Raw genomic sequence first — 16,022 nt, 5'->3', positions numbered from 1 at the left:
CAAATTGTTCACTTTGTTATTTGTAATTTAAGGCTTGGGATTATATAAATTAATAGGCTTATTTTAAAAAGAGTTAGTTAGTAATTACTAGCAATTATTGATATATTTATTTGATGTATTTACTATGATTCAATCAGTAGCATTGATTTAATCAATTTTGTTTATACATCTTCCTCCGTTTTAATTATAAAAGTTTGCAAAAAATAAGCTGCCTTCAAAAAAAAAAAAAAAGGGAATATAAAAAATGTTCCTAATTTTGTTGTTTTTGTGTCTTTAAATATGTAGGTTAATTGAGCTGTCTAACTATGTTAGACTTCTTTAGTTTAATAAATTACTAAGACATTATACTAATCCCAACCAATTTATAAATGCTTGTTGTTAAGTAAATTAATATTCTATTTAAAATATCAAAATTTAAAAACCATTAAAAAGACAAAAAATAAATAGTGCTAGAGTTAAGTCTTTTGCACTATTTATTTAATTAGTTTATTGAACTTAATTATTTAAGAGATCTTAATTTAGCTACTAAAGTTGCTTCATCAAGAAAACCAACTGATTTATCTTTTTGTTCATTGTTTAAGAAGTAGAATAAAGCAGGAATTGATTTAACACTAAATTCAGATGCTAAATCAGGATTTTGGTCAACATTAATTTTAGCAATAGCAAATTCATCGCCATGTTTTTCTTCAATCTTGTCTAAAACAGGTAATAACATCTTACATGGTGGACATCAATCAGCATAGAAATCAACTAGAACTGGAGTTGTTGATTGACTTAATAATTCTTCTAGTTCAGCTTTGTTTGTAATTTTTTTAAGCATTTAATTCACCTATTGTGTTTCTTTTTTATTTGATTTATTAGTTGTTTTGATGTAATTACAATTAGGATAACCTGAACAACCAATAAATAGTTTATTTTTTCTATTTTTTCGTTTAATTAAATTATTACTACATTCTGGACATTTTTCGTCAAGAATTTCTTTTTCATCAAGTGATTCAACAAATCGACACTTTGGAAAATTTGAGCAAGCAATGAAACTAACGTTTCGTTTTGAAAATTTAATTTGTAAATCACCACTACATTGTGGACAAACTCGATCTGGAACTGTTTCGTATGGTTTCTTTTCAATTTCAGTGTATGCTTTTTGAACATCACTTAAAAAACCAGGAATAAATTCTTTAACTGGTTCTTTTCATTCCATTTCACCATTAGCAATCAAATCAAGTTTATCTTCCATTTGTGAAGTAAACTCTGCTGAGATAATTTGTGGGAATGATTCTTGTAATTTTTTAATGATTTCAATTCCGTTTTGAGTTGGAATTAACTTACCATTATCCTTATTAATATAACCACGCTTAGTTCCAATTGTTGCCATTGAAGCATATGTTGATGGTCGTCCAACACCAGCATTTTTAAGAGCAGCAATTAATGTTGCTTCAGTGTAATAAGGAGGTGGTAAAGTTTCTTTTTGAACTAAATTAATTTGTTTTTTCTTAAATTTATCTCCCACTTTAATAACAGGTGGTAAGAATGAGTATAGTTCTAATTGTTTACTATAAAAATCTAGAATTCAATACCCTTTTGAAATAACAGTCTTATAACTTGTATAGAACTTATATTCATTATTAATAAATCTAATAATTTGTTTATGAAATTTTGGCGGATTCATTAAAGCTGATAGGGTTCTTGTTCAAATAAAATTATAAAGTTTAAAGACATCAGCTGACACTAAGGGTTTAATCATGTTTGGTGTTGTATGCACATCAATTGGTCTAATCGCTTCATGGGCATCTTGCACATTTGCTGTTTTCTTTGATGATTTAATACCATTTAAATTAATGTATTCATTACCAAATGTTTCAGTAATAAAGTCATGAGCACTAACTATAAAATCATCACTTAAACGTTCGCTATCTGTACGTGGATATGAAATTAAAGCAAGATGTTCTTCACCAATTTGAATCCCTTCAAACATTTGTTGAGCAACACTTGTTGTTTTAGCTGAACTTCAATTTAAATAATTTGAAGCCATTTGTAATAGTTTATCTGTTGTTAAAGGGATTTGTTGATCACCACTTGTTGTTTTTGGTTCATCAACTTTATAAACCTCAAACCAATCACCTAAATTATCAATTACATACTGAGCATCTTCTTTATTTAAAAACCTGATATCACTATCACTGCTTTCAGATTGTTTATAAAGTGGTACTTGGTATGGTAGTTTACGTAAAGAAACAAAAATATTGTTTTGAATTGTCCCTTCAACTTGGTATCATTCTTCTTTAACAAAACGTTGTCGTTCAAGTTCTCTTTGTACTACAAATAATAAAGCAATTGACTGTACTCGACCTGCTGACTGTCCCCGTAAATTTCTTTGCACTAAACTTGATAGACGATAACCAATAACACGATCAAAAATTCTTCGAGCAAATTGTGAACCAACTAAGTTAATATCAATATCATGTTGATCATCAATCGCTTTTTGAATCGCTTTCTTTGTAATCTCATTAAAAGTAATTCGTTGCACACGTTCTTTTTCTTGATCTGGTAAAATATCATAAACGTGTCAACTAATTGCTTCTCCTTCCCGATCAGGGTCGGTTGCTAAGAAAATTTTATCTGCTTTCTTAGCAAGATTAATAATATCATTGATTACTTCTTGTTTAGAAAATTTACTGTTTGGTTGTTTAATTACTTCTCAACGGAGATCATATGTTTGTGGGTCATATCCGCCCCTTTTAGCAAGTTCACGGATGTGTCCTCCAGTTGCAGCAATTACATAATCATCTCCAACATAAGATTGGATTGATTTAATTTTATTTGGTGACTCGACAACAATTAAGTCCTTACGCATATTTACTCCGCTTTATATCTTCAAGCTTCATCTTTTTAATTTGTATATAGTATTATAAAATTATTTAACAAAATAATAAAAATTTATTTGATTTAATTGACATTATTTTTGAATGCAGCGATTTCATTAACATTATTAATCTGTAAAGGGAAGTTAGTTTTATTAGTTTGCTTACTATTTGTATGTAAAAATAGTTGTTTATCTAAGTCATGAACTTTATTAATTAAGTACTCATCAAAGTGGTTTAGTTCATTAACACAAATAATAAATTCAGCTAATGAACAACATAATCTTTTTAAATCTTGACTAACTTTAATTTCATTATTAACTGATGGGATCTCAGATATAAGCCAAACATTCTTATGATTAATATATTCATAGCTTTGTGAATGTAATATAGCTTTATTACAAACTATTAATACTTTATAGTTATTTTTAACTAAACGCTTAATTAATTGTTTATTAGTAACTAAATCATAAACCACAAATCCATATCCTGATAAATGGATCTTTAAGAGTTCATTTTCTTTAAGAGCACAGTTAGGATCATCTAATCAGATTCATCTTTTATTAAACATTGATAAGTTGTTACTATAATAAATTACAAAAGGTGGTTGTTTTAGTAATTTAAAACAGTGTGGATACTTATCATCTGTAATCTCTAAAATATTAGTATTTTCTAATATTCCTTCTTTTGTATTTAAAAATGTATTCATCTGATCATTAGGAATGGTTTCAGCATTAACTATTGCTTTGTAGACCTTAAATCAATCTCCACCATATTTAACACTTAGATAATGTGTTATATCGTTCATTTATATCACCTCAATTCTTATATTCGAACTAAAGTCATATTTTTTAAACTTTTTTATTGATCATAGTTAACTGAACAAACTAATCCTGAACTAAAATCATTAAAAAGAGCATTTAATGCTCGTTCATAATCAAGTGTATTATTAACTAATTTGAAATGATATAGAGTACAAATATGATCTAAAAAGTGATCAAAATCAATCATTTCATTTAATTGATATTTAGTTTTTAAACTACTAAAATAAAAAGTACTATAAAACTGATATGCATATTGGATTACATCATATAAGTTAACTACTTCTTTTCTTACACAATTAATTAATACTAACTTATAACCATCTTCATAGTTACTAACATCTTTAAAAAAGACTCCTGGGGTATCAATTAAATAAAAGTGTTGATTAATTTGTTTTAAGCTTTGGTTTTTAGTTACCCCTGGTCGGTTTTCAGTTTTTAGTTGGTTTTTATTAGCTAAGAAATTGATTAAACTTGATTTACCAACATTAGGTAAACCAACTACTAAACCAACTAGCCGGGGGTTTACTAATCCCTTCTTTTCATATTGTTTAATTTTATGATCAAGAGCATTATATAAAGCTTTGATTACTTCATTCTTAAAAGCTTTATTTTTAGTTGATCCAACTAATAGATCATCTAAGCTTTTAATTGTACTTAAATCCTGTTTAAGAGCAATCTTAATGATTGGTTTATTAACAAAAGCAGTTACTAGTTCACTGTTGTGTGATGTTTTGATACATCGTGCATCTAATACTTCAATCACAAAATCAATGTTTTTATATTGAGCATTGATTTGTTCAAGGGCTTTTTTCATATGCCCAGGAAACCAGTTGATTTTTAGTTTATTATTTTCCATAAATTAATTTTTGACTTTGTTTGTATTGATTATAGTTAATGATATATAAATACACATCATCGAATTGACTATATTTAAGATCATTTTGCTTTTTGTTTTTAGTATAAAAATAAAAAGCTAATCTAAAACTTGTTTTATTAAGTTTCTTAAGTGGATTCTTAGGAGCATAATCATTAAACTTATGCATTAGATAAACGGTGCTTACTATAAAAGTATGTAAATAAATACCAAAGATTAATGATATTAAAAAAGCACAACCACAAACAATTGCACCAATCATAAAATCATTACCTAATTTAAAATCTAATAATTTAATATTGTAGTTATAGTTCATTGTGTATATAAAACAAACAACCGTACCTAATAAAAAAGATGCAATAAATAAGTAAACAAAAACACTAATAAACTTGTTTTTAAAAAACCATTTATTAATTAGATATTCTCGCATCACTAAAATTGATTGTTTAAACATTAGCTTAACTAATCCTTTTTGTTTTTTCTTTTATCTTTACAAAAATCAATAAATACTTTACTGTTGTTGTTTGTATATGGTCGGTTTGGTACTTTGTGGTGGTGTCGACAAACTGCAACATATTGTTCTGCACAACCAATTAAGATTTCTTCATCATTGTATGAAGCTGGTTTTTTGTTAACTGTTCGCATTGAAAAACTAGCATCTGCACCACAATCAACACACACTGCACTTAATTTGGTTACATTTTCAGCATGCACACTAAGTTTACCAATTGCTCCAAATGGTTCACCTTTAAAGTTTTTATCAAGTCCTGAAACAATCACTACATAATTGTTTTCAGCTAAGATGTTACAAACTTCGATAATTCCATCATCAAAGAATTGAGCTTCATCAATCCCAATTGCTCTTACTTGTTCACAACAATCATTGTCCATTAAATATTCAAGAATTTGAGCAGATTCACTAACTTCAATACTACTTAATCGTGATCCATTTCGTGAAATAATTTCTTGGCAAGATCTTGTATCAACTTTTGGTTTGAACACTAAGTATTTAACATCAGCATACTCAAATCGTTTTAGTCGACGAATTAACTCTGCACTTTTTCCAGCAAACATCGGACCTGTAATTAGTTCAATTCAACCGACTTGTTTATTAAACGCACATTTTTTAGCCATTTTTATCACCCATTAATCTATAAGCTAGAATTATAAATTATTTTGTAACATTAAAACGGAAATTACAAATATCACCATCTTGCATGATGTAATTTTTCCCTTCCATTCTTACTTTACCAGCTTCTTTAACAGCTAATTCAGAACCATAGTTAACTAAATCATCATAGCTCATGATTTCAGCTTTAATAAACCCTTTTTCAAAATCAGTATGAATGATTCCAGCACATTGTGGTGCAGACATTCCATTCATAAAGGTTCAAGCTCGAACTTCTTGTTTACCATATGTAAAATATGTTTTTAAATCTAATAAATCATAAGCATTTTTAACAATTAGATCTAAACCAGTTGATTTAATTCCTAATTCATCAATAAACATTGCTTTTGAATCTTGATCTAATAAACTAATTTCGTATTCAATTTTTGCAGATAAAGGAATACACAAAGCATTATTAGCATTTGCATATGCTTTCAGTTTGTTATATTGTTCATTAATTTCTGGGTTTGCAATTTCACTTTCAGCAATATTAGCTACATATAATACAGGTTTTAGTGTAATTAATTGAAAAGAGTTAATAACTTTAAGTTCAGGTGCGTTTAAATTAGCTTTTGATGCTAATTGTCCATTTTTAAGTGTGTTAATTACTTTTTCAAGAACAGAGTATTCAAACTTAGCTTCTTTATCTCCAGCTTCAGCTTTTTTCTTGATTCTACTAATTCTTTTTTCAACAATTTCTAAATCAGCAATAATTAATTCATAGTTGATTACTTCAACATCATTAATGGCATCAACTTTGTTATGGACATGGGTGATGTTTTTGTCTTCAAAACATCGTACCATATGACAAATAGCATCAACTTCACGAATATTACTTAAGAATTGATTACCTAAACCTTCCCCATTACTAGCCCCTTTTACTAAACCAGCAATATCAACAAATTTAAAAGAAGTAGGAACAACTTTGTTTGGTTCTACCATACTAGCTAATTTATATAATCGTTCATCATTAACATTAACTACACCAACATTAGGTTCAATTGTTGCAAATGGGTAGTTAGCAGCTTCTACTTTTGAGTTTGTGATGGTATTAAAAAGAGTTGATTTACCAACATTTGGTAAACCAATGATTCCAGCAGATAAAGCCATATAAACACTCCTTATTTCTTGATATTTCTATTAATACAATTAAATTCTTGATATTTAGTTTTAACTACTTGTTTAATAGCTTCAGTTCCATAAGCAAGAATTTTACGTGGATCATATAGTTTAGTTAATACTAGATCAGGATTAGATACTAAGTGGTTTTGAATTGCATTTGCAAAAGCAATTTGACACTCTGTATTAACATTGATTTTACAAACACCAAGTTGTATACTTTTTTGAATTTGCTTAGAATCAATTCCAGATCCACCATGTAATACAATAGCTAAATTTGTTTTTTTACTAATAGCTTGTAGTAGATCAAAATTTAATCCTTCTCAATCATTTGGATAAATTCCATGAACATTACCAATTCCACAAGCTAACATATCAATGTCAAGTTGAGAGATTGATATACAATCATCTAAATTAGCAAGTTCACCGGTTGCACTAATACCATCTTCAATTCCACCAATTGTTCCTACTTCAACTTCAACTGAAGCATTATATTGTTTAGCTAATTGAACAATCTCAGCTGATTTAGCTATATTATCTTTAATATCTAATTTAGATCCATCATACATTACAGATGAATAACCTGCAGCTAATGCTTTTTTACATCCTTCATAAGTTCCATGGTCTAAATGTAAACAAACAGGAACACTAATACCAAGTGCTTGAATTAAATTTTGTACCATTTGAACACAATTTAAATATCCCCCCATATATTTAACAGCCCCTTCAGAAGTAGCAACAATAATGGGTGAATTAACTTCATTAGCAGCTTCTAGAACTGCTTTAATTCATTCTAGATTATTAATGTTAATGGCAGGAATCGCATATTGATTTGCTTTTGCATCTGCAATCATAACCTTGGCATTAGTTAGCATAAAACTATTCTTCCTCTTCTTCCTCTTCTTCCTCTTCTAATTCATCTTCAAATTCTGAATTAGCTTTTGAATTAGAACTGAATTGATCATCTTCTTCATCTTCATCATAAACAAATTCATCAAGAGTAGTTGAACTTTCTTCTTCCTCTTTTTCTTTGTTTAATTGAGCTTGTTTACGTGTTTCTTCATCTTGTTCTTCTTCATCATTATCTTTATAAAGACCAGCTTCATACATTGCGTTTGAGATTTGTGTGATTTGTTCAATTGTTAAATTTTCACATAATTCTCATTTACCTTCACCATTTAAAATAAAACGTTTATCTTGTGAAAGTCCTGTATAAATTTCACCAAGTTGTTCTTTAATTTGACTCATTGTATATAACTTAGTAGATTCAATACTGTGAAGAATTTCTTCAAAAGAAAAGTTCTTTTTTTCTTTTTTGTTAATTTCAGAAACTGCATCATATGCAATATCAATAATATTCTTATTTACCATACTATTTAATCCTTTATCTATTTCTTGTTTTGTTTTAATCTAAATACAAAACATTTATATTTACTATTTCTAACGTTTTTTAATGCTCTAATACTAATTGATCGATCTTCAAGTTTTTCAGTAATAAATTCTTTATTTAGTTCGTTATAACTATATAACATAACTGGTTTATTAAAATCATAAATATGTTTATGTTGAGCAAAAATGATTGTTTCATTAAAATAATCACTTAAGTTGTTTTCAGGAATTTGATCACTACTTACTTCATATAAGATTGTTTCAAATTCTTGATTACGTAATCAGTTGCTTGCAAGTTTAGCTATGATTTGATCATCTTCATTAACTAATTGTTCCATCATACTATTAAATGAAAAATCAGTTAATTTAGCTACATATTCACTAGTTCATTCACTATTTAAAAACCAAGGGGTTAATAGTTCAGTTACTGAACTAGTTTTGAATTGGTAGTTTTGTTTATATAAATCATAAACGCGTTTAAGAGTTTTACGCATTAATAAATCATATGTTATTGTGTTGCGATTTCAATAAACATTTTGAAACATAGCATTTCTTGCTAATAAGATGTTTTCAAGTGCATTTCAAGAGTATTTTGAAAAATATAATTTTTCTTGATAAACTACAAGTTTAGTAAATATCATATCATACTCTAAAGTTCCATACTTAGCACCACTAAAATGGCTATCTCGTGGTAAGTAATCAAGTCGATCTGCATCAATTTGAGAAGAGATAATTTGGTGCATTCATTCTTTATTTGAAACATGATTAATCACATTTGCAACATCAATTGGATTAATTTGATGTTTAAGTAAAATTTGATTAATTTGCGAATTAGGATCAACTATAATTCCAACTCCTGCTTTTTCATGATTATAATTGGTTGCTTCTTCAAAAGTATGAGAATAAGGACCATGACCAATATCATGTAAAAGAGCAGCTGCACACACTACTTTCTTTTCGTATGCTAAATTAGATTGATCTGAATCATAAAACTCTAAATTAGCAACGATTTTTCGTGCTACTTCAAAAACACCAATACAGTGAACAAATCGTGTATGTGTAGCACTTGGAAAAACTGTTCAAGCTAAACCAAGCTGTTTAATTTGGTGTAAACGTCAAAACTCTTTCGAGTTAATAATCTCAGCAGCTCAACTATATTCTTGATCAAAAGTAATTAAACCGTGAATTGGATCTTTAATAAAAAAACGTTTCTTAAATTCCATTATTTTAGTAACTTTAAGGTTGTAGCTAAGTTAGCTAATACCTTTTCCTTTGTTGAAAAATAAATCATTTTAGCTAATTCTGGACCGTGTGACATAAAAGTCGTTGCAATCCGAATTGGCATAAATAAATTCATTCCTTTTGTGTTTGTTTGTTGTTGGGTTTCTTTAATTAAAGCTTTAATATTAACTTCATCTCATTGATCAATATTAGTTAATAGTTGATTAAATGTAATTACTACATTTTCTAATTGATTAGTTTTAATAAAATCTAAATCAGTTTCTGATAAGTTTTGTTGGCTTATAAAATGTTCATCTATTAGTTGTAATAATTGTTTTAAATTATAAATTTGGGGTTTAAACAATAATGCTTTATTTATAAACTCTGGATCATTTACAACATAGCTATCTGTTAGTTTATGTTCTTTTAAAAATTCGCTGAATTGATCAACAGAGATTTGATTGAAGTATTGATTTGAAAACCAATTCATTTTTTCAATATCAAAATAAGCAGGCGCTTTAGATACATGGTTTAAATCAAAACTAGCTATTAATTGATCCATACTCATTTTTTCTTTATTATCTTTAGGACTTCATCCTAATAAACTAATAAAGTTAACAACAGCATGTGGTCAATACCCATCATCACTATAATCAGCTACAAATTGTTTTAAAGCTAAATTTCGTTTTGATAATTTCTTACCAGTTCCATCAACAATAATTGATAAGTGAGCATATTGTATAGTTGGTTCATATCCAAGTGCTTTAGTAATCGCTAATTGATATGGAGTATTTGAAATATGTTCTTCACCACGAATCACATGACTAATTGCCATATCATAATCATCAACTACAACTGCAAAATTGTACATAGCAATTTTATTTGATTTTAAAATCACAGGATCTGTTAGTGCACTTGCAGGAATAGAAATTTGTCCACGAATTAAATCATTTCAGCTAAATTCTTCATTTTCATTAATGATTAATCGAATTGTAAACTCAGTGTTAGCTTGTAGTTTTTGATCAATTTCTTGTTGACTTAAATATAGACATCGTTTGTTATATTTTGGCGTTTGTTTAGTTTGTTCAGCAAACAATCGATCTTGTTCTAGTTGTTCTTTAGTACAAAAACAACGGTAAGCTTTATTTTCTTTAATCAATTGTTCAGCTAATTGTTGATATTTAGCTAATTTAGCAGATTGAATATATGGTCCATATTCTTTTGGATTTTTAATAGATTCATCAGCTTCTATTCCCATTCAAGCTAAATAATCAAGTTGTGAATCAATTCCACCTTCAACATTTCGTTCAATATCTGTATCTTCAATTCTAATGATGAAATCACCATTATGTGCTTTAGCAAACAAATAATTAAATAATGCTGTTCTTGCTCCACCAATGTGTAAATAACCAGTTGGTGAAGGGGCATAACGAGTACGAACTTTCATATTATCTAACCTTTCTTTTTATAACAAACAAAAGTACTTCCTGATCCTGATAATAAAACATATTCATACTTTTGTTTTAATTCTTGATATTGATGTTGAATGTTTGGATATAGTTTAAAACAATAGTCTTCTAAATCATTATAGACATTTTGGATTGACCCTTTTTTAAGGTCATTAATAATCTTATGGAAGTCATTGCGAATCACATGAATACTATTACTGTCAAAAAGTTGATAAACTAGTTTGGTATTAACATTAACATTCATTAAATGTAAATCAAAACTAAAATCATCAGGAACTATTATCTCTTCTACACTAGCTCCATCTCCTTTAATATAACCAGCTTTATAGTTAGTTAAAAAGAAAGGAATATCAGACCCTAGTTTAGCAACTTGTTTTAAATCAAACTGATTTAGTTGTTCAATCTGAGCAATTGCATTCATGATTGCAGCTGCATTTGATGATCCGCCCCCAAGTCCTGAACCAATAGGGATTTTTTTATGAATGTTAATTTTGTAATAATTTTGTAGATTGTAATCTTTTCTTAATCAATCTAAAACACGATAAACCAATTTAGAATAAACATAAATTTCTTTATCATCAATAAAATAGTGAACACTATCCCGCTTAATGTTATTGATCTCAACATTAACTACATCATATAGTTGATCAGAAATTAAAAAGATTGATTCAAAATCATGTTTTTTAAGATTGTTTTGTTTTTTAAATACAGATAAACCAAGACTAACTTTTGCAAACGCTCTGACTTGCATACTTTTTTATACCTACATTTCTTGTGATAGAAATTTATACATTTCTACATATAATGACCCACTAATGTTTTCAGCACGAATATTAGGATCTAATTCAAACTTATTAAATAAAGCAATAACCTTATCTTTACTATAAGCAGTTAATAAATTATTGCTTAATTTTTTACGTCTGTTTAGAAAACAAATTCTTAAGAATTTTTCTATTTTGATTATATCAAAATTAATAATGCTATCCTTGTTAACAATCTCTATAACAGCACTTTCTACCTTAGGTGCGGGTACAAAATGATAATTAGGTACTTTAAAGAGCATTTTAGTATCTGCAAACAATTGCACAAGCACACTAAAAGCATTATATCCTTTTGTGTTGATTTTAGCAGCAATCCGTTCAGCCATCTCTTTTTGAACCATTATATAAGATGCTTTAATCTTTTTACTTTTAATTAATTTAAGCACAATTTTGCTTGAAATTGAATATGGTAAATTAGCTACTACTTTAACATTATCAAATTCATTCTCAGTTAATAGTTGATCAAGATCAACTTTAAGAACATCATTATTAATAACACTGAAATTATCAAACTTAAAATTAGTTTTAAGATGATCAAATAAACGCTTATCTAATTCAATTGCTAACATTTTTTTAGCTTTAGGAATTAGATGCTCTGTAATTGCTCCATACCCAGGACCAATTTCTAAAATGTAGTCAGTTTCTAAGACATTTGCACTTTTAATTATCTTTTGTTTAATTTCATTAGACGACAAGAAGTTTTGCCCCATTTTTTTTGATGGAACAAAACTTGCTTGTTTAATCTTATTTTTGAGCATTCGTTGATTCACTACTAATTAATTCCCAATCTAGATAATTTCGATTCAATTTTGGTATTTGAATTCGCTCGCTTTTTCATAATTATCTTATGAATAATAACTGATTGAATAATTGTAAAGATGGCATTAAAGAATCAGTATAAACCAATCCCTGAAGCTGAAATTGCTACAATAATTGCTAACACAATCATAATAATGTTTTGTGTCATTCTCGTCTTCTTTAATTGTTGTTGGTTCTTTGCTCCAACAGTTGTTGCTGCTCTACTACGTTTACGAGCTAATCATTGCGGTATTTTTTGTGAAAGAATTTGAACAGGAATAATAATTAATAAGAAGAAGATGTAAGGTCATCCAGTTGATGTGAAATTAGAGAAAATTTCAGAAACTGGTGTTGCTGTTAAATCTCAAGCATTAAAAATAGTAATGAATTTTAATGGTCTTAGAATTGTTACAACCCGATAAATAATTAAGAAAATCGGTAATGTAATAATCATACTTTCAAAAGGAGCAAATTGGTTAATGTTATTTTTAGCGTATATTTCTTTTAACTCAATTCTTCGCTTTTGTTGAGAAAGAACATCTTTAGCACCTTTATATTTAGCGTTAATTTCAGCTACTTTACCTTGAATTTCGCTCATTCTTTCTCCATGGATTGTAGCTCTGGCTGTAATTAAGATCGTAATTAAACGAATAATTAACAAGATAATAATTAATCCTAAAATAGCATTTAATCCAACTGGTCAATCACGTGTTGCATACATGAAATGAAGTAAGATTTGTGCAATTGGTCATACAAATAATGCATAGAATGGACCATAATCAAACGAGAAGCTATCCATTGGATACCAAGCACCACTACCAGCATAAACAAGATCAAATCGAATATCTTGTGCACCAACAGCTGGGTCTATATGAAATCCGATTTCATACCCATTCCCTACAGTTGTTGAATGAACTGTTCAGTGATCAGTCATGTTTTGGAAGCAACCATAAAGTCCGATTCCAAGGAAAAATAAGTAAATAACTGCTTTTAGAATTCTAATAGTTAACTTTTTAGCTCTGTTGATTTTATCTTTTTTTGAACTCGTAGCTGATGCTGCACCAGCAAAAAAGCTAGTTGCAGTCCGCATACGCTCAGCTAGTTTTTTATTATCAATTCCCATTTACTACTCCTTTCTTACTTCATGATTTAATACTTTTGTTTGTTTAGTTGATTGATTACTAATTATCTTTTTAATCGCTTTATGTAAATGATGACATAAAACAAGAAAATCACCATCAGTGAATGATGGTTTTAGTACAATCACTAAATCAAAATTATTCAAAGAAAAATCTAATGCAATTAATGCCGCTTTAATTAAGCGTTTATTGCGGTTACGTTGTGTTGCTTTCTTAAAATATTTTTTAGCAACACTAATGGCTAAACGCAAACCTTGTGTCTGATTTGCTAAGTAATAAATACTGAAATCACGGCTATGCACTCGGTTTTGTTTTTTAATCACTTCAATAATCTGCTCATTTTTCTTTAAGCTAGAAAATTTAGCCATTTGTACTATCTTTCACTAGAAACTGTTAAACTATGTCTTCCTTTAAGTCTACGACGTGCTAAAACAATACGTCCATTTTTAGTTTTCATACGCGCTCTAAAACCATGTACTTTAGCACGCTTACGATTGTTAGGTTGAAACGTTCTTTTCATAATCCACCACCTTTTTTGCTTTTGAAAACATAATACAAAAGATTATAACATTTTTAAGCTTAATATTATAAGTCAATTATAAACAAGTAATTCTTGAACTATTTAAGGTAATTAATGATATATTTAAATGTAGTACTTAAGATAGGTGTGATTATGGAAGATAAAAAAGCTCAAGTTTTATATAAGCAAGTTATTAATTCCTTAGACCCTTCTCTTGTTTCAGAAAACATTTTAAATATTTTAAACAATGCCAAAGCATTTAATGTTTCAGATGGTATTTTAAAAGTTTTGTTAAATGATAAAATCAGCAAAATTGCTTTAAACAAAGCATTAGTTGAAACCAAACTTGTTACTAAAAAACTAATTGATTTATTTTCTAAAAACAACTATGAAATCTTAAATGTTGTTTTTATCACAGAAAACGAATCCCAAATTGAACAAGTTGGTTTTAAAGTCATTAATCAGTTCTCTGATAATCGAATCAACTTCTCTGATGAGAATAAACGAATGACGTTTGATAATTTTATTATTTCAAATTTCAATGAAAAAGCCCAAAGTATCATTCAAGCTTTATTAAAAAATGATGATCAATATAATGATTATAACCCAGTTTTTTTATTTGGAAGTGTAGGGATTGGTAAAACCCATTTAGTATTAGCAGCAGGTAATGCTTATGCACTATCTAACCCATCTAAAAAAGTTTATTATACAGAAGCTAATGATTTTTATAGTCGATATATTTCAGCATCTGGTTTAGGCAGTTCACAAGTTGAAAAAATCAAAAACGAAATGAAAGAAGCTGATTTACTAATTATTGATGATATTCAAAACTTAGCTTCAAGAGATAGTGCTTTAGATGTGATCTTTACTATTTTTAATAGTGTTAAAGGCAAAAAAGAAGCTAAGATCATTATTACAAGTGATAAACCAAGTAAAGATTTAAAAGGATTCCCTGAACGATTAATTTCTCGTTTTGGTGGAGGGATTCAATGTAAGATTACCATTCCTACTGTCTTAGATGTTAAAGAGATCATCAAACATTGATTTGCTCAAAACAATATTTTTAATTACGATAGTGAAGTAATTACATATATTGCTGAAAACTATTTAAATGATATTAGACAACTAATTGGCTTACTTAAACAAATTAAGTTTTGATCACATGAATTAGGAATTGAAGGCATTATTGATAAAGACTTTATTGATATCCATTTATCTGAATCAGGCACTACTTTTGGAATCAAAGCTAAAAAACAATTTAGTTTAGAAGATGTTATTGATTTAGTTTGTAGAGAATATAACCTTAAAAAAGAAGTTATTAAATCAGATAGTAGAGTTGCTCAAATCATCTTAGTAAGAAAAATCATTTACTACTTAGCTGTTAGTGAACTGAAAATGAGTTTTAGTGATATAGGACGATATTTTGGTAAAGTCCATACTACAATATCTCATTCATATCATGAAATAAATACTAAACTAGAAACTGATGAACAATTAAGTGGACAAATAAAAATTTTATTAGATAAAATGAAATAAAAGCAAAAAAATGGAATTTTTAGCTTAATTTATTATATATTTATATATAGTGTGTTTTAGTATTAAAACCAAGAATAACGGTTACTAATTTTTGTTACGTTAGGATTTTATATATTATAAAGGAGTAGTTATGAAAAACATTCATCCATCAACATCGTCATGTACTTATAAGTGTGTGACATGCCAAAAAGAATTTGTTATTGAAACTGTAGGTAGCACTAAAGAAGTCCCAGTTGAAGTATGTTCAAATTGTCACTCATTCTACATTGGTAAACAATCAACT

Annotated in this window: 18 protein-coding genes; 2 read left to right on the top strand and 16 right to left on the bottom strand. The window is 28.1% G+C overall.

From position 1 onward, the window contains the following. Positions 1-499: 499 nt before the first annotated feature. The 16 genes from trxA to rpmH form a co-directional block, all read right to left on the bottom strand. Positions 500-820, bottom strand: a complete 321-nt coding sequence (gene trxA / locus UDIV_RS01720) for a thioredoxin (protein ID WP_038102484.1) — start codon at positions 818-820, stop codon at positions 500-502. Positions 821-829: 9 nt separating this feature from the next. Then, the gene (gene topA / locus UDIV_RS01715; RefSeq protein WP_038102482.1) at positions 830-2,854 is read right to left on the bottom strand and encodes a type I DNA topoisomerase; all 2,025 of its coding nucleotides are present in this window, start codon (positions 2,852-2,854) and stop codon (positions 830-832) included. 92 nt (positions 2,855-2,946) lie between these two features. Continuing rightward, positions 2,947-3,669, bottom strand: coding sequence for a hypothetical protein (locus UDIV_RS01710; protein ID WP_051749418.1), 723 nt, complete (start codon positions 3,667-3,669; stop codon positions 2,947-2,949). A 53-nt stretch (positions 3,670-3,722) separates the two neighbouring features. Continuing rightward, on the bottom strand, positions 3,723-4,541 hold the full coding sequence (gene ylqF / locus UDIV_RS01705; RefSeq protein ID WP_038102480.1) for a ribosome biogenesis GTPase YlqF: 819 nt from the start codon (positions 4,539-4,541) through the stop codon (positions 3,723-3,725). Continuing rightward, entirely contained in the window at positions 4,531-5,013 is a 483-nt protein-coding gene (locus UDIV_RS01700; RefSeq protein ID WP_038102477.1) for a hypothetical protein, read from the bottom strand. The genes ylqF and UDIV_RS01700 overlap by 11 nt, the downstream gene beginning before the upstream one ends. Before the next feature lie 8 nt (positions 5,014-5,021). Next, complete coding sequence (locus UDIV_RS01695; RefSeq protein ID WP_038102474.1) at positions 5,022-5,693, bottom strand: thymidine kinase; 672 nt, start codon at positions 5,691-5,693, stop codon at positions 5,022-5,024. A gap of 37 nt (positions 5,694-5,730) precedes the next feature. After that, on the bottom strand, positions 5,731-6,837 hold the full coding sequence (gene ychF, locus UDIV_RS01690; RefSeq protein ID WP_038102473.1) for a redox-regulated ATPase YchF: 1,107 nt from the start codon (positions 6,835-6,837) through the stop codon (positions 5,731-5,733). An 11-nt stretch (positions 6,838-6,848) separates the two neighbouring features. Continuing rightward, positions 6,849-7,721 carry a class II fructose-1,6-bisphosphate aldolase gene (gene fba, locus UDIV_RS01685; protein ID WP_038102472.1) on the bottom strand — a complete coding sequence of 291 codons (873 nt, stop codon included), beginning with the start codon at positions 7,719-7,721 and terminating at the stop codon, positions 6,849-6,851. 4 nt (positions 7,722-7,725) lie between these two features. After that, entirely contained in the window at positions 7,726-8,217 is a 492-nt protein-coding gene (gene rpoE, locus UDIV_RS01680) for a DNA-directed RNA polymerase subunit delta (protein ID WP_038102471.1), read from the bottom strand. A gap of 17 nt (positions 8,218-8,234) precedes the next feature. Further along, complete coding sequence (locus tag UDIV_RS01675) at positions 8,235-9,458, bottom strand: HD domain-containing protein (protein WP_038102463.1); 1,224 nt, start codon at positions 9,456-9,458, stop codon at positions 8,235-8,237. Next, the gene (gltX, locus tag UDIV_RS01670) at positions 9,458-10,903 is read right to left on the bottom strand and encodes a glutamate--tRNA ligase (RefSeq protein ID WP_038102462.1); all 1,446 of its coding nucleotides are present in this window, start codon (positions 10,901-10,903) and stop codon (positions 9,458-9,460) included. Before gltX ends, UDIV_RS01675 begins: the two co-directional genes overlap by 1 nt. 5 nt (positions 10,904-10,908) lie before the next feature. Further along, positions 10,909-11,676: a GHMP family kinase ATP-binding protein gene (locus UDIV_RS01665; RefSeq protein ID WP_038102459.1), complete on the bottom strand. Its 768-nt coding sequence runs from the start codon at positions 11,674-11,676 to the stop codon at positions 10,909-10,911. 12 nt (positions 11,677-11,688) lie between these two features. Continuing rightward, positions 11,689-12,516 (bottom strand): 16S rRNA (adenine(1518)-N(6)/adenine(1519)-N(6))-dimethyltransferase RsmA, encoded by an 828-nt coding sequence (gene rsmA / locus UDIV_RS01660; RefSeq protein WP_038102448.1) that lies wholly within the window; start codon positions 12,514-12,516, stop codon positions 11,689-11,691. 2 nt (positions 12,517-12,518) lie between these two features. Next, positions 12,519-13,667, bottom strand: a complete 1,149-nt coding sequence (yidC, locus tag UDIV_RS01655; protein ID WP_038102446.1) for a membrane protein insertase YidC — start codon at positions 13,665-13,667, stop codon at positions 12,519-12,521. A gap of 3 nt (positions 13,668-13,670) precedes the next feature. Then, positions 13,671-14,051, bottom strand: a complete 381-nt coding sequence (gene rnpA, locus UDIV_RS01650) for a ribonuclease P protein component (RefSeq protein ID WP_038102443.1) — start codon at positions 14,049-14,051, stop codon at positions 13,671-13,673. 5 nt (positions 14,052-14,056) lie between these two features. Further along, the gene (rpmH, locus tag UDIV_RS01645; RefSeq protein WP_038102440.1) at positions 14,057-14,203 is read right to left on the bottom strand and encodes a 50S ribosomal protein L34; all 147 of its coding nucleotides are present in this window, start codon (positions 14,201-14,203) and stop codon (positions 14,057-14,059) included. A 153-nt stretch (positions 14,204-14,356) separates the two neighbouring features. Between rpmH and UDIV_RS01640 the strand changes: the two genes are divergently transcribed. Together UDIV_RS01640 and rpmE are read left to right on the top strand one after the other, a co-directional pair. Continuing rightward, the gene (locus UDIV_RS01640) at positions 14,357-15,739 is read left to right on the top strand and encodes a DnaA ATPase domain-containing protein (RefSeq protein WP_051749417.1); all 1,383 of its coding nucleotides are present in this window, start codon (positions 14,357-14,359) and stop codon (positions 15,737-15,739) included. A 130-nt stretch (positions 15,740-15,869) separates the two neighbouring features. Beyond that, positions 15,870-16,022: 50S ribosomal protein L31 (rpmE, locus tag UDIV_RS04765; RefSeq protein ID WP_038102439.1), on the top strand; the 153-nt coding region annotated here is incomplete at its 3' end.

The sequence above is a fragment of the Ureaplasma diversum NCTC 246 genome, assembly GCF_000731915.1.
Taxonomy (GTDB): domain Bacteria; phylum Bacillota_I; class Bacilli_A; order Mycoplasmatales; family Mycoplasmoidaceae; genus Ureaplasma; species Ureaplasma diversum.
Note: the sequence above shows the minus strand (reverse complement) of the source record. Positions and strands in the feature narration are given on the sequence as shown.